Origin of the sequence: Pantoea sp. EA-12 (assembly GCF_030053355.1) — a bacterium.
Lineage (GTDB): Bacteria > Pseudomonadota > Gammaproteobacteria > Enterobacterales > Enterobacteriaceae > Pantoea > Pantoea vagans_C.
This window is the reverse complement of record NZ_JASGBY010000004.1, coordinates 269,613-291,382: the sequence shown is the minus strand read 5'-3', so window position 1 is coordinate 291,382 and position 21,770 is coordinate 269,613. Positions and strand designations below refer to the sequence as shown.

Below are 21,770 nucleotides of genomic sequence, written 5' to 3'. Positions count from 1 at the left end.
TTTTAATTAACCAAGGTTCAGCGCGTCGTTAACCAGGTCTTGCTGCTGTTGTTGATGTACGGACATGTAGCCCACGGCTGGTGAAGCAGAAGCCGGACGACCTGCATAACGCAGTGACGCACCGAATGGAACCACTTCGCGGAAATGATGCTGACTGCAATACCATGCGCCCTGATTCAGTGGCTCTTCCTGACACCAGACAAAATCCTGCACATGTGCATAATTTTTCAGAACGTCCTGCACCACTTTGTGCGGGAACGGATAGAGCTGCTCGATACGCACGATGGCCACATCGGTCTGCTCATTCTTGCGACGCTGTTCAAGCAGATCGTAATAAACCTTACCGGAACACATCACGACGCGTTTCACCTGTTTCGGATCCAGATCGTCGATCTCGCCAATCGCCGGTTGGAAAGCACCGTTAGCCAGTTCTTCCAGAGTGGAGACTGCCAGCGGGTGGCGCAGCAGCGATTTCGGTGACATCACAATCAGTGGACGACGCATACCGCGCAGCGCCTGACGACGCAACATGTGGTAAACCTGCGCAGGCGTTGAAGGCACGCACACCTGCATATTCTGTTCAGCACAGAGTTGCAGATAACGTTCCAGACGTGCAGAGGAGTGCTCTGGACCCTGGCCTTCATAGCCATGCGGCAACAGCATCACCAGGCCACACATACGGCCCCACTTCTGTTCGCCGGAGCTGATGAACTGGTCAATAACCACCTGTGCACCGTTGGCGAAGTCGCCGAACTGCGCTTCCCAAATGGTCAGCACGCGCGGTTCTGCCGTGGCATAACCGTATTCAAAGGCCAGTACGGCTTCTTCAGACAGTACGGAGTCCCAGACTTTGAACTGTCCCTGACCATTATGGATATGGTGCAGCGGCGTATAGGTTGAGCCGTTGGTCTGGTTGTGAATCACCGCATGACGGTGGAAGAAGGTGCCACGACCGGAGTCTTCGCCTGACAGACGAACCGGGATGCCTTCATCGACCAGCGTTGCATACGCCAGGTTCTCAGCGCCGCCCCAGTCAAACAGCTTGTTGCCTTCCGCCATCTCTTTACGATCGTTGTAGATCTTGGCGACACGCGACTGCACTTCGACCGCTTCCGGAATGCTACTGATGCGACGTGCCAGTTCTTGCACACGCTTCAGTTCGACAGTTTCTGGATAGCTTTCGTCCCACTCGTGGTTCAGATATGGCGACCAGGTGAAAGAGTGCAGGCTCATCGGACGCCATTCTGGCACCACGCACTCGCCTTCATCCAACGCATCGCGGTACAGATTGACCAGCTCGGTGGCATCTTCGAGCGTTGCGACGCCTTCGCTTTCCAGCTGATCGGCATAGATTTTACGCGGCGTTGGATGCTTTTTGATTTTCTGGTACATCAGCGGCTGTGTTGCACTTGGCTCGTCCGCTTCGTTATGGCCGTGACGGCGATAACACACCAGATCGATAAACACATCGCGTTTGAAGGTATTACGGTAGTCCAGCGCCAGGCGCGTCACGAAGGCAACGGCTTCCGGGTCATCCGCGTTCACGTGGAAGATCGGGGCCAGAACCATTTTACCGATGTCAGTACAGTAAGGCGTTGAACGTGCATCTTTCGGGTTGGAGGTGGTAAAGCCAACCTGGTTGTTGATGACGATGCGAACGGTACCGCCCACTTCATAACCACGCGCCTGCGACATGTTCAGGGTTTCTTGCACCACACCCTGACCAATGACCGCGGCGTCACCGTGGATGGTGATCGGCAGAACTTTGTTGCTGCTTGGCTCAGCCAGACGATCCAGACGCGCACGCACCGAGCCCATGACTACCGGGCTAACGATTTCAAGGTGCGACGGGTTGAACGCCAGCGCCAGGTGTACCAGGCCGCCTTCGGTTTCCACGTCAGATGAGAAGCCCATGTGGTACTTCACGTCGCCGGTGCCGAGGTGCTCTTTGTGCTTGCCAGAGAATTCGTCGAACAGATCCTGCGGCTTTTTACCCAGTACGTTGATCAGCACGTTGAGACGGCCACGGTGCGCCATCCCCAGTACCACCTCACGCGTACCGCTTTTGCCCGCATGACGAATCATTTCGCGCAGCATCGGCACCAGTGCATCACCGCCTTCCAGCGAGAAGCGTTTCGCGCCAGGGAATTTTGCACCAAGGTATTTTTCCAGACCTTCTGCCGCAGTCAGCTCTTTCAGGAAACCTTTTTTCTCGTCGCTGCTGAAAGACGCATGGCCCACCACGGATTCAAGACGCTGCTGGATCCAGCGCTTCTCATCGGTGTTGTTGATGTGCATGTACTCTGCACCAATCGAGCCACAATAAGTCTGCTGCAGTGCCGCGAACAGATCAGCCAGCTTCATGGTCTCTTTGCCGATGGCAAAAGAGCCTACGTTAAAGCTTTCCTGAAAATCGGCGTCGGTCAGGTCGTGATAAGCCGGGTCAAGATCCGCCACGCGATCCTGTTTCCACAGGCCAAGCGGATCGAGGTTAGCGTGCTGATGGCCGCGGAAGCGGAACGCATTGATCAGCTGCAGCACTTTAACCTGTTTGGAATTGGTGGCCGGATCGGTGACTGAGGATGTGTAACGGGTCGCATCTTTTGCCAGGCGGCGGAAGTAATCACGCGTGGTGGAGTGAAATTGCTCAGGTTTCACGCCAGTGCCGGGCAGCTGTTGGAACAGCTCGCGCCACATTTCATCAACTGAGTCAGGATCGGTCAGGAAATCCTCATAGAGTTGCTCTATGTAGGATTGGTTCGCGCCGGCCAGCCAGGAGGAGTCCAGCCAGGGTTTCATCGCGCTGTTCTGCATTGTGATCCCTTAAGCATTAATCTGCTTTTTATGAGGTTTCATTTGTTGCCGCTTTCGCGGCTTGCCGTAGTGAGTTCAGCGATACGAACCTGTGCGCAATAGCCGCCTGGCCCGTAAGGGAACCTTTATAAGCGTGGTCAGTACCGCGCTTATAGAGGCTTCCGTAAACTGCCGGGAACCTCAGTTCCCGGACAGTGACTTCTGTTTATTACGCCCCGCGTTGCAGCAGCATAGATTTAATATGACCGATGGCACGCGTTGGGTTTAGTCCTTTTGGGCACACGCTCACACAGTTCATGATGCTGTGACAGCGGAATACACTGAAAGCATCGTTCATGTTGTCGAGACGCGCATCCGTTTCGGTATCGCGGCTGTCGATCAGGAAACGATACGCTGCCAGCAGGCCAGCCGGACCGATGAACTTGTCTGGGTTCCACCAGAATGATGGGCACGAGGTTGAGCAACACGCACACAGAATACACTCGTACAAACCATCCAGATGCTCACGCTCTGCGGGGCTCTGCAGATGCTCACGCGCTGGAGGATTTTCTCCATTATTCAACAAGAAAGGCTTAATCTTCTCATACTGCGCGTAGAATTGCCCCATATCTACCACCAGGTCGCGGATAACCGGCAGACCAGGCAGTGGACGGATAACAATTTTCTTGGTGCCGTTGCCCAGCGCCGAGACCGGCGTGATACAAGCCAGACCATTTTTGCCGTTCATATTCAGGCCGTCTGAACCACACACGCCTTCACGGCATGAGCGACGGAAGGCCAGCGTTGGGTCCTTCTCTTTCAAACGGATCAACGCGTCCAGCAGCATCATGTCGCGACCATCTTCGGATTCCAGGGTGTACTCCTGCATCCGCGGTTTGTCATCGACTTCCGGGTTGTAACGATAGATAGAAAATTCGAGTCTCATGATGATCTCCGCAATTAGTAGGTACGCGCTTTCGGCGGGAAGGCCGCACGCAGTTTCGGTTGCATGTTCACCTCACGGCGCGTCATGCTTTCCGTTTGCGGAACATAGAGGCTGTGGCACAGCCAGTTGGCATCATCACGTTCCGGGTAGTCGAAGCGGCTGTGAGCGCCACGGCTTTCGGTACGGAAGTTAGCGGCAACCGCAGTGGCGTAAGCGGTTTCCATCAGGTTATCCAGCTCAAGGCATTCGATACGCTGCGTGTTGAAATCTGGCGAACGGTCATCAAGACGCGCTGACTTCAAGCGTTCACGAATCACTTTCAGCTCTTCCAGACCTTCACGCATCGCGTCACCTTCACGGAACACCGAGAAGTTGTTCTGCATGCAGCGCTGCAACGCTTTGCGGATTTCAACCGGGTCTTCACCCGTGGTGTTGTTTTCCCAGCGATTGAAACGCGCCATAGCGGCATCGATGTTTTCCTGCGTGGCTTCACGCAGTTCGCCCTGCTCTTCAATACATTCCAGCAGATGCACACCGGCCGCACGACCGAATACCACCAGGTCCAGCAGTGAGTTACCGCCCAGACGGTTAGCGCCGTGTACCGATACGCAGGCGATTTCGCCTACTGCGAACAGGCCCGGAATCACTTCATCTTCGCCCTGCTCGTTCACGCGCAGCGCCTGACCGGTGACTTTGGTCGGCACGCCGCCCATCATGTAGTGACAGGTAGGGATAACCGGAATCGGCTCTTTAATCGGATCGACGTGAGCAAAGGTACGCGACAGTTCCAGGATACCCGGCAGGCGAGATTCCAGCACTTCGGCACCCAGATGGTCGAGTTTCAGTTTGATATGCGGGCCCCATGGACCATCGCAACCACGACCTTCACGAATTTCAACCATCATCGAACGGGCAACTACGTCACGACCGGCCAGATCTTTGGCGTTCGGCGCGTAACGTTCCATGAAGCGTTCACCGTGTTTGTTCAGCAGGTAACCACCCTCACCGCGGCACCCTTCGGTAACCAACACGCCCGCACCGGCGATGCCGGTTGGGTGGAACTGCCACATTTCCATATCCTGCACGGGTACGCCCGCACGCAGCGCCATACCAACGCCGTCACCGGTGTTGATGTGAGCATTGGTGGTGGACTGATAAATACGACCCGCGCCGCCGGTTGCCAGGATAGTGGCTTTGGCTTTGAAGTAGACGGTTTCGCCGGTTTCCATGCAGATTGCGGTACAGCCAACAATCGCGCCGTCTTCGTTTTTCACCAGATCCAGCGCATACCACTCGGAGAAGATGGTGGTTTTGTTTTTCAGGTTCTGCTGATACAGAGTATGCAGCAGTGCGTGGCCCGTACGGTCGGCTGCCGCAGCGGTACGCGCCGCCTGCTCACCGCCGAAGTTTTTCGACTGACCACCAAACGGACGCTGATACACGCGGCCGTCATCAAGACGTGAGAAAGGCAGACCCATGTGTTCCAGTTCCAGAATTGCTTCTGGACCGACGTGACACATATATTCGATCGCGTCCTGGTCACCGATGTAGTCGGAACCTTTGACGGTGTCATACATATGCCATTCCCAGTTATCGTCATGGGTGTTACCCAGCGCAACGGTGATACCGCCCTGCGCAGATACGGTATGAGAACGGGTCGGGAAGACTTTAGATAACAGGGCACAGGTCTGGCCCGATTGGGAGATTTGCAGAGCCGCACGCATTCCCGCGCCACCCGCGCCGATCACCACGGCATCAAATTCTCTGACTGGCAAACTCATTTACACACCCCACACAACAACAATTCCATAAACGGCGTACGACAACAGCGCGACCACAATCACAAACTGCAGCAGCAAACGGGTTGCTACCGGTTTAACGTAGTCGGTCAGGACCTGCCACATGCCAATCCAGCCGTGGACCAGGATCGAGAACAGCGTCAGTATCGTAAACACTTTGGTGAAGGCAGAGGCGAAGAAGCCGTGCCAGTTGTCATAGGTCAGGGTGCCGGTCATCACCACAAAGCCAAGCAGGTAGATGATGTAGAGCGTCATTAAGATTGCAGCAGCACGCAGTAACAGCCAGTCATGAATACCGTTGCGTCCTAATGCAGAAGCATTGCTTACCATACGAGGACTCCAGCCAAAATTGAGAGCACGACAGTGATACCAAAAGCCGCTTGCGCGGAACGGGTTCCCACCTGCAGGGTTTCTTCCATGAAGCCAAAATCAGCCAGCATATGACGAATTCCGCCCACGACGTGATACGCCAGTGCAGTCAGGATGCCCCACATGATGAATTTGGCGAAGAAGCTGTCCATGATGGACGCCGCTTGCTGGAAGCCTTCAGGAGAAGAGAGAGAGAGACCCAGTAACCAGAGCAGAATTCCGAGAGCGACAAAGGTAATCACGCCGGAGACGCGGTGGAGAATGGACGATATTGCAGTAACGGGAAACCGGATCGTCGAGAGATCCAAGTTAACAGGTCTTTGTTTTTTCACGGTTTTGCCCACACAGCTCTTTTTTATTTTGCTTCCTCCGGACCTGAGTCGCATCAGAGCACAGCGCGTGTTCAGACTGCAACCGCCACCAAAATAGCAACATCCAGTGTTATGTGACGCGGGTAAAACGCTGGGTGGCTCCTGGTGTCAGGGTATTCCGGAGACCTGGCCGCAGTATAGGAGGATCACATTCTGATTACAATTCCCCTACAATCTCTTTGGTCACATTTAAGCTGAACAGTGATCACCCTCACGAATTTCACAATTCATACATTTTTAATTGTCTGATTTGACAAAAGATCAACATTTCAGTTACAAACAAACGCATTAAAGCCCTATGATGCACAAAAGTTATGGGGATACACTTTCCCCTAAGCTCAAGTTATGTAACATTGCCATTACGAGCAACACAAAGCATCAGGTTATTGGTTACCAAGAAGTTATGTCGTGACAGGATCTTTAACATCCGCGCTGTTCAGCATGTCATGCCCGAACGCCACCGACTGGCCCTAACGCATCTTTAGCTCTGTAACCCTGCACGACAAACGTTACCGCAGAGTGATACTGTGAAGATTGTGGTTTTACACAACATGAAGGCTATTCTGGTGTCTAAGATCCTTACCTACTAAGGCGCTATGGAGACGAAAAATGACAGATAAAAAAGTGACGCTAACCCTACAAGATAACGCTTCCGTTGAACTGGATGTGATGCAAGGTACGCTGGGACAAGATGTTGTTGATGTCCGCGCCTTGGGCTCACATGGCCTGTTCACTTTTGATCCCGGCTTTACCTCTACTGCGTCATGCGAATCTAAAATCACCTTTATCGATGGTGATGAAGGCATTCTGTTACACCGCGGATTCCCGATTTCTGAGCTGGCAACCCACTCCAACTATCTCGAAGTGTGTTACATCCTGCTGAATGGTGAAGCCCCGACCCAGGCCCAGTTCGAAGAGTTCCGCACTACCGTTACCCGCCACACCATGATTCACGAACAAATCACCCGACTGTTCCATGGTTTCCGCCGCGATTCGCATCCAATGGCGGTAATGTGTGGCGTAACAGGCGCGTTGGCCGCGTTTTATCACGACTCTTTAGACGTCAATATTGAACGTCACCGCGAAATCGCCGCTTTCCGTCTGTTGTCGAAAATGCCGACCATGGCAGCCATGTGCTACAAATATTCCATCGGCCAGCCGTTTGTGTATCCACGCAACGACTTGTCCTATGCTGGTAACTTCCTGCACATGATGTTCGCTACACCATGTGAAGAGTACAAAGTGAATCCGGTGCTGGAACGCGCCATGGACCGTATTCTGATCCTGCACGCCGACCATGAGCAGAACGCCTCCACCTCCACCGTGCGTACCGCCGGTTCTTCTGGTGCGAACCCGTTTGCCTGTATCGCGGCCGGTATTGCTTCTCTGTGGGGACCGGCTCACGGCGGCGCCAACGAAGCCACCCTGCGCATGCTGGAAGAGATCAGTACTGTGGATCACATTCCAGAGTTCGTGCGTCGTGCGAAAGACAAAAACGATTCATTCCGCCTGATGGGCTTTGGTCACCGTGTTTATAAAAACTATGACCCGCGCGCCACTGTGATGCGTGAAACCTGTCACGAAGTGCTGAACGAATTGGGCATGAAAGATGATCTGCTGGAAGTGGCGATGGAGCTGGAACACATTGCGCTGAACGACCCGTACTTCATCGAACGTAAACTTTATCCAAACGTCGATTTCTACTCTGGCATTATTCTGAAAGCGATGGGCATTCCGTCTTCCATGTTTACCGTGATCTTCGCGATGGCGCGTACCGTGGGTTGGATTGCACACTGGAAAGAGATGCACGACGAAGGCATGAAGATTGCGCGTCCGCGTCAGCTGTATACCGGTTACACCGAGCGTCCATTCACTTCGGCGCTGAAGAAATAAAAACAGAGGGCGGGTTATCCCGCCCTTCTCATTTCTGGCATCCCGGACACCAGTAAAACGGTCGCGATGACAGCACGCCCTTCTCGATGAGAGTGCCACAACGCCGACATTTCTTGCCCTGGCGATGAAACACTTCAAAACGAAATGCCGCCTCTTGGTGATATTTCTTCATACTGCCACGCATCTGATACGACAAACGCGGTACTGCCAGCATCGCTTCACTTAACGCATTGAGCTGCGCTTCAGTCAGATCTTGCGCACGATGGGACGCTAACAAGCCCGCGTGCCATAAAATCTCCACGCGCAGATAATTCCCCAAGCCAGCCAAAAATGCCTGATCGAGTAACAGGCCGCTAAACTGACGACGACGAAAACGCGGCGACAGCAATCGCTCGCGCACCTCCTCCACAGTCAGGCTGGCGTCCAGCACATCGGGTCCGACACGCTGCAGGAAAGGATGTGCACCTAAAGTATCCGCGTTGAGCAGTTCAATATCGGAGGCGCTGTACAGCAGGATGGTTTGGTCGGCGTTCGCCAGGCGCACGCGCAGTTGCCGCGAGGTATTCGGTTCGGTTCCCGTGGGCGCCACGCGCCAGACACCATACAGTTGGTTATGGCTGTAAAGAATTAAGCCGTTCGAAAAGTGCGTCAGCAGCGCTTTGCCGCGCGTCTCGAAGGCGTTGATGGTTTCCCCCATCAGCGCCGGTTCGTAGGTTTTCAGCTCAGGAAAGGCAAACCATACATCGGTCAGCGGTTTGCCCACCATTGCCGCGGCCAATTGATCCGCCGCACGGCGGATCTCCGGTCCCTCAGGCATCACATCTCCTGTTAGTGCGTTGCGCCACCAACGACACGAATGTCCTGGTCAGTGCTCAGAATCACCTGCAGTGCGGTTTCCAGTGCCAGAATCACGCTGGCGGTTGCCATACTCGCCACGCCGGGATGGTTTACCGCCTGCTCTGGCATATAAGGGATATGGATAAATCCACCCCGCGCCGGGCTATTGGTGGTCTGCAACCAGTGGAGCAAACTGTACATCACGTTATTACAGGTGAAGGTCCCCGCCGTTTGTGACACCGACGCGGGCACGCCGACTTCGCGCAGTGCCGCCACAATCGCCTTAATGGGCAACGTGGAGAAGTAAGCGGCTGGACCATCTGCCACAATAGGCTGATCGATCGGTTGCTGCTGATCGTTGTCAGGAATACGCGCGTCATTGACGTTAATCGCCACGCGTTCAACGGTAATATCGCTGCGTCCTCCCGCCTGCCCCACGCACAGCACGCGGTCTGGCTGAATCTCTTCCAGCGCCTTGGTCAACACGTTGCCACAGCTGGCAAACACCACTGGCAGCTGGCGCACCACAATGCGTGCACCCGCGATTTCTTTGCCATCAAAACTGCGTACGGCTTCCCACGAAGGGTTAATGCTTTCACCGCCAAAGGGTTCAAAGGCGGTCATCAACACGGTTTTCATCACGGCCTCACAGGAACATCAGGAAGTAGAGCAGGAACACGTTTACCACCAACAGTAGCACACCGGTGGGCACCTGAGCCTTGATCACCGCATTTCGGTCCGGCAGTTCTAACAAGCGAGCAGGCACGATATTGAAGTTAGCCGCCATTGGCGTCATCAACGTGCCGCAGTAGCCAGAGAACATGCCAATCGCCGCCATCACCGCGGGATTACCACCGTGCTGCAACACCAGAATTGGAATGCCAATCCCCGCAGTGACAATCGGGAAAGCTGCAAAGGCATTGCCCATCACCATGGTCAACAGCGCCATGCCAATCGCATACACGGCCACCGCAATCAGACGATTATCTACCGCCAGATACTGTTCGGTGAGATGGGAAATGGCCGTGCCCACGCCGGCACTGGTGAACAGCAGGCCCAACGTGGCGAGAATCTGCGGCAGAATAAACGCCCAGCCCACGGCATCCAGTAAGCGACGCGTTTCCTGAATCGACTGCAGCGGTTTTTCGTGGGTGAACTTCAAGGCAATTAACCAGCCCAGCACACAACCCACCATCATCGAGAACAGCGTCACCAATGTGGAGTGGTTGCCAGGACCAAACACCGCATCCTGCAAGCCGGGAATATTGTTAAACGCCAGTACGCCAATCACCGTGACCACGGGAATTGCCAGCGCAGGCAGGAACAGTTTATTACGCAGACGCCCGGCGCTTTCCTGTTTCTGCTTATCACTGCGCTGATGATAGCTGCCGAGACGCACGCCACCGAAGCCAGCAATCAACGCCATCAATACTACGGCCACGCCCACGCCGATGTGTAACCAACGCTTACCCAGCGCGGCATCACCCGCCCACTGTCCCATCAATTGGTAGGCGCCATCCCCCAACAGGAAAATCAGGCCATACAGCGCCCAGAATAACCCGGTGGTAAAACGGCGTGGGTTGGCACTGTCACGCCAGGAGAGCACTGCCACCACCAGCAGGATGACACCCGCCAGCCACATCAAATATTGTTGCTGAAACATTATTGCCCTCCTTTAGCGTTCAGTGCCTGCTGATTCAGTGCGCCTAATTCACGCGCAAGCTGACGGTCAAGCCGCACTAAACGTGCTGAGTGGATGAGGAAGGCGCAGAGCGCGGTAGGAATGCCCCACAAGGCGATATGCAACGGTTCGGTGCTGATGCCCGCCGACTCCTGCATAAAGTTGTGCATGAAGATAATGGCACCAAAGGCAACAAAGATATCCTCACCAAAAAACAGACCGACGTTATCGGTGGCAGCCGACATGGCTCGCAGACGATGGCGCACTTCATCGGGTACTTCGCCGTAGCGATTTTCAGTGGCCCCTTCTGCCATCGGCGCTAACAGAGGACGCACCATCTGTGGATGACCGCCAAGACTGGTTAATCCCAGTGCCGCCGTGATTTCACGCACGAACAGGTAGACGATCAACAAACGGCCAGCCGTTGCGGTTTTGATCTGCGCGATCCAGGTTTGCGCACGTTCTTTCAGACCATGGCGCTCCAGCAAGCCGATAACCGCCAGCGGCAGTAACAGAATCAGCGGCAGGTTACGGGTGTTCAGGAAGCCGGAACCCAACTTTTCCAGAATGTCAGCCAGCGGCAGATGCGCCGCCAGTCCCGTGACAAAACCGGCGACAATCACCACCAGCACCGGGTTAAAGCGTAATACGAACCCCAGCACGATAGTGGCAATGCCGAGTAACGGCCAGAGATTGACCACGTTATCCATTGTTTACCCTCATCAGAAAATAAAAAGCCCGACAAGCTGCCGGGCGGATGAATCATTGTTATGCGCTGGTAACAGCGATTTGATGTGCCGTAAATGCCGCACGCAGCGTACGCGCGAATTGCAGTGCGTGGGCACCATCGCCATGCAGACAGACGGTTTCCGCATTGACCTTCACCCACTCACCGCTGATGCTCTGCACCTGGCGCTGTTGCACCATGGCCAGCGTCTGCGCCAGAGCCAGATCGGCCTCTTCGATCATCGCCCCTGCCTGGCTACGCGGCACCAATGCCCCGCTCGCCAGATAGCCGCGATCGGCAAACACCTCTTCGCGCGTGCGCAAGCCATGATGCGCAGCGGCCGCGATTGAAGCACTTCCTGCCAGACCGACCAGAATCAGAGCGGGATCAACGGCTTTAACGGCGCGTGCGATGGCATCCGCCAGCTGAGCATCTCCCGCCGCCTGGTTGTAAAGCATGCCGTGTGGCTTCACATGCACCAGACGTTCACCTTCACTTTCTGTGATACTTTTCAGTGCACCAATCTGATAAATCATCTGGGCATACACCGTTTCCGGCGGAAGCTGCATAGCGGTGCGGCCAAAGTTTTCCCGATCTGGGAAGCTGGGGTGTGCCCCAATCGCCACACCGCTGGCTTTGGCCCAGCGCACCGACTGCAGCATGGTTTGCGCATCACCTGCGTGGAAACCACAGGCAATGTTGGCAGAACTGACCAGCGTCAGCAGTTCCTGATCGCTGGCGCTGCCTTCGCCGAGATCGGCATTGAGATCAATCTTCATGAGCAAGCCCCCAGGCTATTTGATCGAAGGAGCGCTGTTGATGCTGCTTCGCCAGCAGGGCTTCTTCCAGGGTGCAATGGATAAAGTGGATGGGTTCACCGAGGCGAATTTGCGCCAGTTGGTAGAGGTCAGCTTCGATTACGCAGGCGATACGTGGATAACCGCCCGTGGTTTGCGCATCGGCCATCAGCACAATCGGTTGGCCATTCGGTGGCACCTGCACCACGCCAGGCACTAATCCGTGAGAGAGCAAATCACGCGTGGCTTTGCGCTGTAGCGGCCGTCCCTGTAAGCGATAGCCCATCCGATTACTTTGCGGGCTGAGCTTCCACGGGCTGCGCCAAAATCCTTCCTGCGCTTCACGTGTGAATTCGCTGTATTCTGGACCCGGTAAAGCGCGGATGCGGTTGCCCCACAACAATTGGCGCACACCGGCTTTTGCCTTGAAGGCACGCGTGGCTTTCCCTAACGGCAGTTGATCACCATCTTGCAGTTTTCGCCCCTGCCAGCCCCCAAAGCCGGCTTTGAGATCGGTACTGTGCGAACCCAGCATCGCATCCGTGGCAAACCCGCCGTTCACCGCCAGATAGCTACGCATCCCGCGCACCGGCATCGCCAGAGACAGCACCTGCCCTTTTTTCACCGGCAAGCGCCAGCCGGTCCATACCGGTTTGCCGTCGAGGTCGGCGTTACAGCCCGCACCGGTCAGCGCGAACCAGCCGTCGCGTTTAAACTCGGCTTTAAACTGACCCAGCACGATTTCCAGCACCGCGCTCTCTTCCGGGTTACCCACTAGCATATTAGCGGTGCGCATCGACGGCTGATCGAGTGCGCCGCTCACGCTGATGCCATACTGCCGCCAGCCACTGCGCCCCTGATCCTGAATCGAGGTCATCAATCCGGCTCGTAAAATGTTTAACATACGCCCTCCTGTTGCGGCACAAAGCGCACGCTGTCGCCAGGACGCAGCAACGTTGGCGGATGTTGTAAAGGATCGAACAAGCTGAGCTGGGTCTGACCAATCAACTGCCAGCCACCCGGTGCGGCCAGAGGATAGATGCCGGTTTGACTGCCGCCAATGCCCACCGAACCGCGCGGAACTTGTACCCGAGGCTCAGCGCGACGCGGCGTGTGCAGCCGCTCGTCCAGGCCGCCCAGATAGGGGAAACCCGGCTGGAAGCCGATGAAATACACCACGTAGTCGATGCTACTGTGCAGTTCGACCACCTGCTTTGGCGTCATACTGGCACCCTCGGCCACCACCTGCAGGTCGGGGCCACCGACGCCACCGTACACCACTGGGATCTCAACCCGGCGCGATTCAGGAATCTGCTCTTCGCTCTCTTCCCACCAGCGCTGTAAACGCTCGATGGCATCCAGCGCATTCAGCTGAGGATCGCGCAGCAGCAGCGTCAGGTTGTTCATCCCCGGAATCACTTCCTGCACCTGATCATTGTGCTGCAGCCTTTGGCATAATCCCCAAATGCGCTGCTGACTGGTCAACGAAATCGGCGGTTCCAGTTCCAACACCACCGCCCGTTCACCGAGCAGATAACAACGTGCTCGTTGCAAAACCTACCTCCTGGTCATCACCAAAACGGACAAAAAATGCCCGCAAAGCGCTTTGCTTATGCTTAAAGTCAATAAGTTATGCGAAAGTGACGGAGATGTGTCAACCGATTTGCGCCCCTAACGCAGGTTAAGGGCGTGAAGAAGAGAGATCAGGCGGGATTATCGATATCAATAAAGGTGACATCCAGGCCATGATTTTCAGCCAGCCACTCACCTAAGGCTTTAATACCGGCGCGTTCGGTGGCGTGATGCCCGGCGGCAAAGAAATGCAAACCCTGCTCGCGCGCGCTGTGAATGGTTTGTTCGGAGACTTCACCGCTGATGAAGGCATCTACGCCAAAGGCCGCTGCGCTGTCGATAAAGCCCTGACCGCCGCCGCTACACCAGGCCACACGTTTGATCAGTGCTGGCGCGTTGTCACCACAGTGTAGCGGTGTGCGCCCTAGCCGTTCGGCAATTTTTGCGGCCAGCGCTTCGCCACTCAAAGGTTCAGCCAGTTCGCCCCAAGGCACTAACGGTTGAATTTCACCTTTAACGTCAATATCGAACAGCTTCGCCAGCTGCGCGTTGTTCCCCAATTCAGGGTGCGCATCCAGCGGCAGATGCCAGCCATACAGGTTGATGTCGTTGGTCAACAAGGTGCGCAGGCGCTGGCGCTTCATCCCTTTAATCAGCGGTGATTCGCTTTTCCAGAAGTAACCATGATGCACCAAAATCGCATCGGCATTGCGCTTCACCGCTTCATCCAACAGCGCCTGACAAGCCGTGACACCGGTGATAAGGGTTTTCACGTCGGCGCGGCCTTCGACCTGCAAACCGTTAGGGGCATAGTCACTGAAGGCGCTGGTGTTCAGCTGAAGATTTACGATCTTTTCTAACTCGACATTATTCATTCCGGCTCCCTGACCACTTAAGCCACGCTGCGCGCGTGCTCAAAGGCATCTAGTGTCTTTTTACGTGCGTCCTTATGTTCCACGATTGGCGCGGGATAATCGAGTTTCTTGTTATTTTTCTGCGCCCAGACCTGTGGCTGATGGATATCGCTATCCGGCACGTCTTGCAACTCTGGCAACCACTGGCGGATAAATTCGCCCTGCTTATCGAAGCGTTCGCCTTGAGTGGTGGGATTGAAGATACGAAAGTACGGTGCGGCATCGGTGCCGGTGGACGCCGCCCACTGCCAGCCGCCATTGTTGGCGGCCAGATCGCCATCAATCAATTGCTGCATAAAATAGCGCTCGCCCTCATGCCAGTCGATCAACAGATCCTTCACCAGGAAACTGGCGACAATCATGCGCAGCCGGTTATGCATCCAGCCCAGGGTGTTCAGTTGACGCATCGCCGCATCCACAATCGGATAGCCGGTTTTGCCCTGCTGCCACGCGGTGAGGTGTTCGGCATTTTTTTGCCACTTTACGTTCCGCGTCCAGTCCACAAACGGCTGGTGTTTGCACAGCGCCGGAAACGCCACCATCAGGTGACGATAAAACTCGCGCCAAATCAGTTCATTGACCCAGGTAAAGGCTTTGCCTTCATTGAGCGCATCAGGGTGCTCTTTTAAAATGCGATGCAAACACTGGCGCGGAGATAACACGCCAATCGCCAGATACGGCGACAGGCGGCTGGTGCCATCCAGTGCCGGTAAATCGCGCACTTCAGGATAATGCTGCACCGCCTGCTTGCCGAAATGCCGCAGCTGTTTCAGCGCGGCCTCTTCACCAGCGGGAAACAGCGACGCATCAATCTCTTCAAACGGATAATCGAAAGCGGGAATTTTTTTGCCAGCACTGACGGGGGCATCTCGGCGCGCTTGCGGTGCACGATGGCACTCCGGCAATCCCTGATGCAATCGACGCACAAAGGCACGGCTGAACGGCGTGAAGACTTTAAACATACTGTGATTGCCGGTCTGTACGCTGCCCGGTGGCAACAGCAGGCTGTCGTCAAACCCCTGGCAAATCACGCCCTGTGCATCAAGGCGCTTTTCAGCCGCAGCATCGCGTTCGCGTTCATTAATCTCATATTGATAGTTGTAATACAGCTCATCCACCTGATGCTGCTGGCAAAACTCACTCAGGTAATCCACTGACGCGCCAAAATCATCACACTGATGGTAGTGCAACTTGATGCCGCGCTCGGCCAGTGAGTCCTGCAACAAGCACAGGTTCTGATGGATAAACGCCGCCTGTTTCGGCGCCATATGGTGCTGCTGCCACTGTTTAGGTGTCGCCATAAACAGCGCCAGCACCTTGGCCTGGCTGTCACGGCAGGCGGCAGCCAGAGCGGTGTTGTCATTGATGCGCAGGTCGTTTCGCAACCAGACGAGATGGGTGGTCATAGCGCTCCGGGATTATTGACCGTAGCGCAGACGCAGCGCTTCCGGGTAAGGATCAAAGTAACGCTGCTGTGCCAGCCACGGGTGCGGGAACTCCGCCATGTAATGTTTCAACATGGTGATAGGCACCAACAACGGTTGTACGCCAGTGCGATAGCGGTCGATGAGTTGGGCCAACTCCTGACGCTGCGGCGAGGTGAGCTGAGGACGGAAATAGCCCTGCACATGCATCAGGACGTTGGTGTGATTACGCCGAGAAGCCTGATGCGACATGAGATGCATCAAGCGGATGCGGTATTCATAGGCGTAGTCTTCCAGAGAGTCCCACTGCTCCATCGCCGCGACAAAGCGCCCCATTTCCCGATACTCGTCCTGCGCATGGGAGAGCAACAGCAATTTGTATCGGCTGTGGAAGGCAATCAGCTTGTGGCGCGTCAACCCACTGCGCCACATCTCATTGAACTCATGCAGCGCATACACCCGGCCCATGAAGTTTTCGCGCAACGCGTCATCATGCAGACGGCCATCTTCCTCCAGCGGCAGCCAGGGCATCTCTTTTTGCAGGAAGGCAGTGAAAATGCCGGTGCCGGCTTTACGGTTGTCATTGGTATCAGGTTGATACACCCGCACCCGCTCCAGACCGCAACTCGGGGATTTGGCGCAAAGAATATAGCCACACAGGTGATGCAGCGATTTCACGCGATCGGCAGACCAGCGCTGCATCTCATCCGTGACTTCCTGGCCGCCATCTTTGCTGAAGCAGAGATGGATCTGCTCATCTGACTCTTTAACCAGTCGCAGGGCTGGACGTGGCGTCGGCAGACCAATCGCCATCTCTGGGCAGACCGGTTCGAAACGGATGAAAGGTGTCAGCTCGTCGGTTGCAAAAGCGAAACGCTTGTGGCCACCGTCAAACCGGACCTTATCCCCGAGCAGGCAAGCACTGATACCAACAGGAATTTTTTCGCTCATACTTGTACAACCTCCAAAATCTTGTAGAGGTTTTAAGTGTAGCCGAAATAGACGTTGATAACAGCGGGGAGATAACCCGGAAATGAAAATTTCAGATAAAAAAACCCGGCACTTCGCAACAAGTCCCGGGTTATTGTCGAGGTAGCGTTATTACCAGTAGATACCGGCAGCCGCTTCAGACTGCGCGAGCCAGACGGGCATGGTGCTAGTTTTGCACCACACACGGTGCAGATAGCTGTAAAAACGCGCACGGTCCTGACGGAACAGCATCACCGGCAGCGCGAGTAAACCAACCAATACCACCAGCACGCGGCGCAGTACGATTTTATAGAGTGGATATGCCTGATACATCATTGCCCCCTCGTGATTATTTTTGTGTTAAATGTGATCTGCCTCAGATATTACCCTTGGTTGTGTAATTTTACTACTCATCCGACCACTTACTTTGATCTTTTTTTGCACTAATCAGGCTTATCTGAAAGTTAGTTACAGAAATGTAAAACTATAGATCACATAAGGTTATAAATATCAGCGCGGACGCCGTGTCAGTTTCTTGCTAGAGTGACGTGTTAACTTTACCTGTGGCAGGAGTCAGCGTGACGACCATCTTGATTGTTGAAGATGAAAAGGAGATCCGCCGTTTCGTGCGCCTGGCGCTGGAGAGCGAGGGTCTGAAAATTGTGGAAGCGGAGCAATTACAGCGCGGACTGATTGAAGCCGCGACGCGCAAGCCGGACCTGGTGATCCTCGATCTTGGGCTGCCCGATGGTGATGGCAATGACTTTATCCGCGAAGTGCGCCAGTGGAGCAGCATGCCGGTGATTGTGCTGTCTGCACGCAGTGATGAGCAGGATAAGATTGATGCGCTGGATGCGGGTGCGGATGACTATCTGACCAAACCGTTTGGCATTGGTGAATTGCTGGCGCGCGTGCGGGTTGCATTGCGTCGTCATCAAAGCAGCCAACCTGAACCGGTAGTGAAATTTGGCGAAGTGAGTGTGGATCTGGCGGCGCGACGCGTGCTACGCAATGAAAAGGAGATTCATCTGACGCCCACAGAGTTTCGCTTGCTGAGTTTATTACTGAATAACGCGGGCAAAGTGCTGACGCAGCGTCAACTGCTGAATCAGGTGTGGGGGCCAAATGCGGTGGAGCACAGCCATTATTTGCGCATCTATATGGGTCACCTGCGCCAGAAGCTGGAATCGAACCCCACCCAACCCAGCCATTTGATCACTGAAACTGGAATCGGTTATCGCTTCATGCCATAAAAAAAGGCCGCTTAGCGGCCTTTTCATTTCTGTCAGCAATTACGCGTTTTTCAGCACTTCACTGACAATCTCCACCGCTTCTTTCTCGATCTGCTGGCGATGCTCAGCGCCGAGGAAGCTTTCACAGTAGATTTTGTAGGCATCTTCAGTGCCTGACGGACGCGCGGCAAACCAGCCGTTTTCCGTCATCACTTTCAGGCCGCCAATGGATGCACCGTTACCCGGCGCAGCTGTCAGACGTGCAGTGATCGGATCGCCTGCCAGCGTGTCCGCGCTGACCATTTCAGGTGACAGCTTAGACAGTGCCGCTTTCTGCGCCGAGGTCGCAGGTGCCTGCAGACGGTTATAGCTCGGCGCACCAAAGCGCTCTGCCAGCTCGTCATAGTGCTGCTGCGGATTCTTACCGGTTACGGCCGTAATTTCTGCCGCCAGCAGGCACAGAATGATGCCGTCTTTATCGGTTGACCAGGCGGAACCATCGAAGCGCAGGAAGGAAGCACCCGCACTCTCTTCGCCACCGAAACCGAAGCTGCCATCAAACAGGCCATCAACAAACCATTTGAAGCCGACCGGCACTTCAACCAGTTTGCGACCAATGTCGTTCACTACGCGGTCAATCATCGCGCTGGACACCAGGGTTTTACCCACGGCCACATCTTTGCCCCACTGCGGGCGATGCTGGAACAGGTAGTTGATCGCGACAGCCAGATAGTGGTTTGGATTCATCAAGCCAGCAGGCGTGACGATACCGTGGCGGTCATAATCCGGGTCGTTACCAAACGCCAGATCAAACTTATCTTTGTACGCCAGCAGACCGGCCATCGCACACTCTGACGAACAGTCCATGCGCACCACGCCATCTTTATCCAGATGCATAAAGCGGAAGGTCTGATCGACAGCATCGTTAACGAGGGTCAAATCCAGCTTGTAATGCTCAGCAATGCGCTGCCAGTAGGCGATACCCGAACCACCGAGTGGATCAACGCCAATTTTTAGGCCCGCTTTCTGGATCGCCGGGAAATCGATAACCTGCGCCAACCCTTCAACGTAGGGTTGAATCAGATCCTGCTCCACGATATGTCCACTCGCCCATGCCTGATCCAGCGGCAGACGCTTAACGTCTTTCAACTCGCCTTTGATCAGTTGGTTAGCCCGGTCTTCCACCACTTTGGTGACATTGGTATCAGCCGGTCCACCGTTTGGTGGGTTGTACTTGATACCACCGTCTTCGGGCGGGTTATGTGAAGGCGTGATCACGATACCATCGGCCTGCGCGCCACCACGCTTGTTGTGCTCAAGAATGGCATTGGAGATCGCAGGCGTCGGCGTGTAGCCATTCTCTTGCTGCACAATGACGTCCACACCGTTGGCCGCCAGCACTTCCAGCACCGACAAAATTGCCGGTTCAGACAGCGCGTGGGTATCTTTACCCACGTAGCAAGGACCGGTGATGCCGTTCTTTTTACGCTCTTCGGCGATCGCTTGCGCAATCGCCAGAATGTGCACTTCGTTGAAGCTGTGACGTCCCGCGCTGCCGCGGTGGCCGGAGGTGCCAAATTTCACCGCATGGTCCGGGTTCGCCGCATCTGGCTTCAGGACGTAATACTGCGAGGTTAATTGTGCAACGTTAATCAAATCGCTCTGCTGGGCGGGTTGCCCGGCACGGGGGTGATTGGCCATTGGCGCTTCTCCCTGACGCTTCGGTTTAAATGGTGCCGCGAACTTTCTCTGTCAGTTCCTGAGGGAACTGCATAGCCAGCATGATGTGTTCAACCATGCTGCATTTGCGACCTGTATTGGTATTGGTGATCACCCAGTACGGCGTGCCGGGAACATGCTTCGGCTTAGTATGGGTGCCATTTTGCAACAGCGTGTGCTCATCACCCGCAAAGTAAACGCGCGTGCGGCCCTGCAGCGAGGCAGTAGCATCAGCAAAAGCTGCCGGATCAAGACGATAGAGCGTTGACAGTACCAACATAAAGCGATTAACCGCCTTATTCTGCTCAGCATACTCATCGGAAAGCAGCAGTTCACGCACGGCACGTACGCGATCCTGAGGACGCGCGTCGTTACGCGCAGGCTGCGCTTCTTTGACTGACGCACTGGCGGCAGGTGCAGCGGGCGCACTCTGTCCTGCAGTGAACTTCAGCATGCGGCGCAAAATATCGGAGGCGCTTTCACCAATGTGCTGCGTGTGGCTGGCAATATAACGGTAGAGTTCTTCGTCAACTTCAATCGTTTTCATCTTATTCCGTACAATTCTGGCAAATGACAGAACCACGCATTGTTGCAACGGCCTTAGCAAAATCCAGTCGTGCAAAATGTGAGCGGGCTCTAACATAAGGATTATAAAGTTAAATCCGTGGCAGCCGATAGCGCTGGCATCGTTTCAGGGCAAAAGTCGGAATATGCCCTAATGCCTGGCCGGCTGGCTCCTGGACAGGTGAATCCATGATAACCTAAGCCAAGGTCACAACCGTAAGAACTTTAGCCATGATTTTGAACGCCCGTCTGCAAACTGAACAATCTTCGCCTGATGCCACACCGATTCTGTTAATTCATGGCCTTTTTGGCAGCCTCGATAACCTGGGGGTGCTGGCACGTGGTGTGCGCGATGCACGCCCAACGCTGCAAGTTGATGTGCGTAACCATGGGTTATCCGAACGCAGCGAGATCATGAATTATGCCGCAATGGCGCAAGACATCGTTGACACACTGGATGCTCACCAGATTGAACGTGCCAGCGTGATTGGCCATTCGATGGGCGGAAAGATCGCCATGGCATTAAGTGCCGTGGCACCGGAACGCATCGAGAAGATGGTGTTAATTGATATTGCCCCGGTGGATTACCAAACGCGCCGTCACGATGAAATCTTTGCCGCGATTCGTGCCGTGACCGCCGCAGGCGTGACGCGTCGCAGTGAAGCCACGGAAGTGATGCGTCAGCACATCAGTGAAGAGGGCGTCATTCAGTTCATCCTGAAATCGTTTGCCGAGGGAGAGTGGCGCTTTAATGTCCCTGTCCTGTGGGATAACTACACCACGATTTCTGGTTGGGAAGATATCCCTGCCTGGCCACATCCGGCACTGTTTATTCGCGGCGGTGATTCGCCTTATCTCGACAATCAGCATCGCGATGCGCTGCTGCGTCAGTTCCCGCAGGCTCATGCACATGTGATCAGCGGTGCCGGTCACTGGGTGCACGCGGAAAAACCTGATGCGGTTTTGCGCACGGTTCGTCGCTTTTTTAACCTGTAAAAGCAAAAGCTTGCCGTAAGCGGTTTAGGGTTGGCGTCACGGAAGGCGCTGGAGTATGATGTCGCGCTAAAAATTTGCCGCGGATGATTTTTTCGCCGCGGTCGGGCCGATAATGTATAAATCGCGCAGCGCCTTTCCGCCGTTCGCGCCCACTCAGTTTCACAAAT

The 21,770-nt window shown here is 55.0% G+C and carries 21 protein-coding genes; 3 read left to right on the top strand and 18 right to left on the bottom strand.

The window, feature by feature from the left end:
* Nucleotides 1-6 precede the first annotated feature (6 nt).
* The 5 genes from sucA to sdhC form a co-directional block, all read right to left on the bottom strand.
* A complete protein-coding gene (sucA, locus tag QMZ30_RS08505) occupies nucleotides 7-2,814 on the bottom strand; it encodes a 2-oxoglutarate dehydrogenase E1 component (RefSeq protein WP_039330436.1) in 2,808 nt (935 codons plus the stop codon).
* Nucleotides 2,815-3,022: 208 nt separating this feature from the next.
* Nucleotides 3,023-3,739 carry a succinate dehydrogenase iron-sulfur subunit gene (locus tag QMZ30_RS08500; protein ID WP_039330437.1) on the bottom strand — a complete coding sequence of 239 codons (717 nt, stop codon included), beginning with the start codon at nucleotides 3,737-3,739 and terminating at the stop codon, nucleotides 3,023-3,025.
* A gap of 14 nt (nucleotides 3,740-3,753) precedes the next feature.
* A complete protein-coding gene (gene sdhA, locus QMZ30_RS08495; RefSeq protein ID WP_039330439.1) occupies nucleotides 3,754-5,520 on the bottom strand; it encodes a succinate dehydrogenase flavoprotein subunit in 1,767 nt (588 codons plus the stop codon).
* Complete coding sequence (gene sdhD, locus QMZ30_RS08490) at nucleotides 5,521-5,868, bottom strand: succinate dehydrogenase membrane anchor subunit (protein WP_039330441.1); 348 nt, start codon at nucleotides 5,866-5,868, stop codon at nucleotides 5,521-5,523.
* Complete coding sequence (gene sdhC, locus QMZ30_RS08485) at nucleotides 5,862-6,293, bottom strand: succinate dehydrogenase cytochrome b556 subunit (protein WP_176505733.1); 432 nt, start codon at nucleotides 6,291-6,293, stop codon at nucleotides 5,862-5,864. The genes sdhD and sdhC overlap by 7 nt, the downstream gene beginning before the upstream one ends.
* A gap of 594 nt (nucleotides 6,294-6,887) precedes the next feature.
* On the opposite strand from sdhC, the gene QMZ30_RS08480 reads away from it, so the two are divergent.
* Nucleotides 6,888-8,171, top strand: coding sequence for a citrate synthase (locus QMZ30_RS08480; RefSeq protein WP_039330443.1), 1,284 nt, complete (start codon nucleotides 6,888-6,890; stop codon nucleotides 8,169-8,171).
* A gap of 28 nt (nucleotides 8,172-8,199) precedes the next feature.
* Here QMZ30_RS08480 and nei read toward each other — a convergent pair whose 3' ends face one another.
* From nei to QMZ30_RS08425, 11 genes are all read right to left on the bottom strand, one after another.
* The gene (gene nei, locus QMZ30_RS08475) at nucleotides 8,200-8,988 is read right to left on the bottom strand and encodes an endonuclease VIII (RefSeq protein WP_283227016.1); all 789 of its coding nucleotides are present in this window, start codon (nucleotides 8,986-8,988) and stop codon (nucleotides 8,200-8,202) included.
* 11 nt (nucleotides 8,989-8,999) lie between these two features.
* Nucleotides 9,000-9,647, bottom strand: coding sequence for a pyroglutamyl-peptidase I (gene pcp / locus QMZ30_RS08470; RefSeq protein WP_283227015.1), 648 nt, complete (start codon nucleotides 9,645-9,647; stop codon nucleotides 9,000-9,002).
* Between the two features lie 7 nt (nucleotides 9,648-9,654).
* Nucleotides 9,655-10,671 (bottom strand): DUF979 domain-containing protein, encoded by a 1,017-nt coding sequence (locus QMZ30_RS08465; protein WP_058972618.1) that lies wholly within the window; start codon nucleotides 10,669-10,671, stop codon nucleotides 9,655-9,657.
* Entirely contained in the window at nucleotides 10,671-11,399 is a 729-nt protein-coding gene (locus QMZ30_RS08460; protein ID WP_058972617.1) for a DUF969 domain-containing protein, read from the bottom strand. Before QMZ30_RS08460 ends, QMZ30_RS08465 begins: the two co-directional genes overlap by 1 nt.
* Nucleotides 11,400-11,457: 58 nt before the next feature.
* Nucleotides 11,458-12,195 carry a 5-oxoprolinase subunit PxpA gene (gene pxpA, locus QMZ30_RS08455; RefSeq protein WP_283227013.1) on the bottom strand — a complete coding sequence of 246 codons (738 nt, stop codon included), beginning with the start codon at nucleotides 12,193-12,195 and terminating at the stop codon, nucleotides 11,458-11,460.
* Nucleotides 12,185-13,117 carry a 5-oxoprolinase subunit PxpC gene (gene pxpC, locus QMZ30_RS08450; protein ID WP_283227012.1) on the bottom strand — a complete coding sequence of 311 codons (933 nt, stop codon included), beginning with the start codon at nucleotides 13,115-13,117 and terminating at the stop codon, nucleotides 12,185-12,187. Before pxpC ends, pxpA begins: the two co-directional genes overlap by 11 nt.
* A complete protein-coding gene (gene pxpB, locus QMZ30_RS08445; protein ID WP_283227011.1) occupies nucleotides 13,111-13,767 on the bottom strand; it encodes a 5-oxoprolinase subunit PxpB in 657 nt (218 codons plus the stop codon). Before pxpB ends, pxpC begins: the two co-directional genes overlap by 7 nt.
* Before the next feature lie 149 nt (nucleotides 13,768-13,916).
* Nucleotides 13,917-14,660 (bottom strand): type 2 GTP cyclohydrolase I, encoded by a 744-nt coding sequence (locus QMZ30_RS08440; RefSeq protein WP_039330456.1) that lies wholly within the window; start codon nucleotides 14,658-14,660, stop codon nucleotides 13,917-13,919.
* Between the two features lie 17 nt (nucleotides 14,661-14,677).
* Nucleotides 14,678-16,105 carry a deoxyribodipyrimidine photo-lyase gene (gene phrB / locus QMZ30_RS08435; RefSeq protein WP_283227010.1) on the bottom strand — a complete coding sequence of 476 codons (1,428 nt, stop codon included), beginning with the start codon at nucleotides 16,103-16,105 and terminating at the stop codon, nucleotides 14,678-14,680.
* Between the two features lie 12 nt (nucleotides 16,106-16,117).
* Complete coding sequence (locus tag QMZ30_RS08430; RefSeq protein ID WP_039330460.1) at nucleotides 16,118-17,074, bottom strand: YbgA family protein; 957 nt, start codon at nucleotides 17,072-17,074, stop codon at nucleotides 16,118-16,120.
* Nucleotides 17,075-17,224: 150 nt separating this feature from the next.
* Nucleotides 17,225-17,425, bottom strand: a complete 201-nt coding sequence (locus QMZ30_RS08425; protein ID WP_283227108.1) for a DUF2517 family protein — start codon at nucleotides 17,423-17,425, stop codon at nucleotides 17,225-17,227.
* A 245-nt stretch (nucleotides 17,426-17,670) separates the two neighbouring features.
* On the opposite strand from QMZ30_RS08425, the gene kdpE reads away from it, so the two are divergent.
* Nucleotides 17,671-18,345: a two-component system response regulator KdpE gene (kdpE, locus tag QMZ30_RS08420; RefSeq protein ID WP_283227009.1), complete on the top strand. Its 675-nt coding sequence runs from the start codon at nucleotides 17,671-17,673 to the stop codon at nucleotides 18,343-18,345.
* A gap of 39 nt (nucleotides 18,346-18,384) precedes the next feature.
* Here the strand turns inward: kdpE and pgm are convergent, their stop codons facing one another.
* Together pgm and seqA are read right to left on the bottom strand one after the other, a co-directional pair.
* Nucleotides 18,385-20,025 (bottom strand): phosphoglucomutase (alpha-D-glucose-1,6-bisphosphate-dependent), encoded by a 1,641-nt coding sequence (gene pgm / locus QMZ30_RS08415; RefSeq protein WP_283227008.1) that lies wholly within the window; start codon nucleotides 20,023-20,025, stop codon nucleotides 18,385-18,387.
* Nucleotides 20,026-20,050: 25 nt separating this feature from the next.
* Complete coding sequence (gene seqA / locus QMZ30_RS08410) at nucleotides 20,051-20,590, bottom strand: replication initiation negative regulator SeqA (protein WP_283227007.1); 540 nt, start codon at nucleotides 20,588-20,590, stop codon at nucleotides 20,051-20,053.
* A 248-nt stretch (nucleotides 20,591-20,838) separates the two neighbouring features.
* Between seqA and ybfF the strand changes: the two genes are divergently transcribed.
* Complete coding sequence (gene ybfF / locus QMZ30_RS08405) at nucleotides 20,839-21,603, top strand: esterase (RefSeq protein ID WP_283227006.1); 765 nt, start codon at nucleotides 20,839-20,841, stop codon at nucleotides 21,601-21,603.
* The last annotated feature ends 167 nt before the right edge of the window (nucleotides 21,604-21,770 follow it).

Coding starts and splice junctions, on each gene's coding strand:
- sucA (WP_039330436.1), bottom strand. CDS start 2,814: ATGCAGAACAGCGCGATGAAACCCTGGCTGGACTCCTCCTGGCTGGCC.
- QMZ30_RS08500 (WP_039330437.1), bottom strand. CDS start 3,739: ATGAGACTCGAATTTTCTATCTATCGTTACAACCCGGAAGTCGATGAC.
- sdhA (WP_039330439.1), bottom strand. CDS start 5,520: ATGAGTTTGCCAGTCAGAGAATTTGATGCCGTGGTGATCGGCGCGGGT.
- sdhD (WP_039330441.1), bottom strand. CDS start 5,868: ATGGTAAGCAATGCTTCTGCATTAGGACGCAACGGTATTCATGACTGG.
- sdhC (WP_176505733.1), bottom strand. CDS start 6,293: ATGCGACTCAGGTCCGGAGGAAGCAAAATAAAAAAGAGCTGTGTGGGC.
- QMZ30_RS08480 (WP_039330443.1), top strand. CDS start 6,888: ATGACAGATAAAAAAGTGACGCTAACCCTACAAGATAACGCTTCCGTT.
- nei (WP_283227016.1), bottom strand. CDS start 8,988: ATGCCTGAGGGACCGGAGATCCGCCGTGCGGCGGATCAATTGGCCGCG.
- pcp (WP_283227015.1), bottom strand. CDS start 9,647: ATGAAAACCGTGTTGATGACCGCCTTTGAACCCTTTGGCGGTGAAAGC.
- QMZ30_RS08465 (WP_058972618.1), bottom strand. CDS start 10,671: ATGTTTCAGCAACAATATTTGATGTGGCTGGCGGGTGTCATCCTGCTG.
- QMZ30_RS08460 (WP_058972617.1), bottom strand. CDS start 11,399: ATGGATAACGTGGTCAATCTCTGGCCGTTACTCGGCATTGCCACTATC.
- pxpA (WP_283227013.1), bottom strand. CDS start 12,195: ATGAAGATTGATCTCAATGCCGATCTCGGCGAAGGCAGCGCCAGCGAT.
- pxpC (WP_283227012.1), bottom strand. CDS start 13,117: ATGTTAAACATTTTACGAGCCGGATTGATGACCTCGATTCAGGATCAG.
- QMZ30_RS08440 (WP_039330456.1), bottom strand. CDS start 14,660: ATGAATAATGTCGAGTTAGAAAAGATCGTAAATCTTCAGCTGAACACC.
- phrB (WP_283227010.1), bottom strand. CDS start 16,105: ATGACCACCCATCTCGTCTGGTTGCGAAACGACCTGCGCATCAATGAC.
- QMZ30_RS08430 (WP_039330460.1), bottom strand. CDS start 17,074: ATGAGCGAAAAAATTCCTGTTGGTATCAGTGCTTGCCTGCTCGGGGAT.
- QMZ30_RS08425 (WP_283227108.1), bottom strand. CDS start 17,425: ATGTATCAGGCATATCCACTCTATAAAATCGTACTGCGCCGCGTGCTG.
- pgm (WP_283227008.1), bottom strand. CDS start 20,025: ATGGCCAATCACCCCCGTGCCGGGCAACCCGCCCAGCAGAGCGATTTG.
- seqA (WP_283227007.1), bottom strand. CDS start 20,590: ATGAAAACGATTGAAGTTGACGAAGAACTCTACCGTTATATTGCCAGC.
- ybfF (WP_283227006.1), top strand. CDS start 20,839: ATGATTTTGAACGCCCGTCTGCAAACTGAACAATCTTCGCCTGATGCC.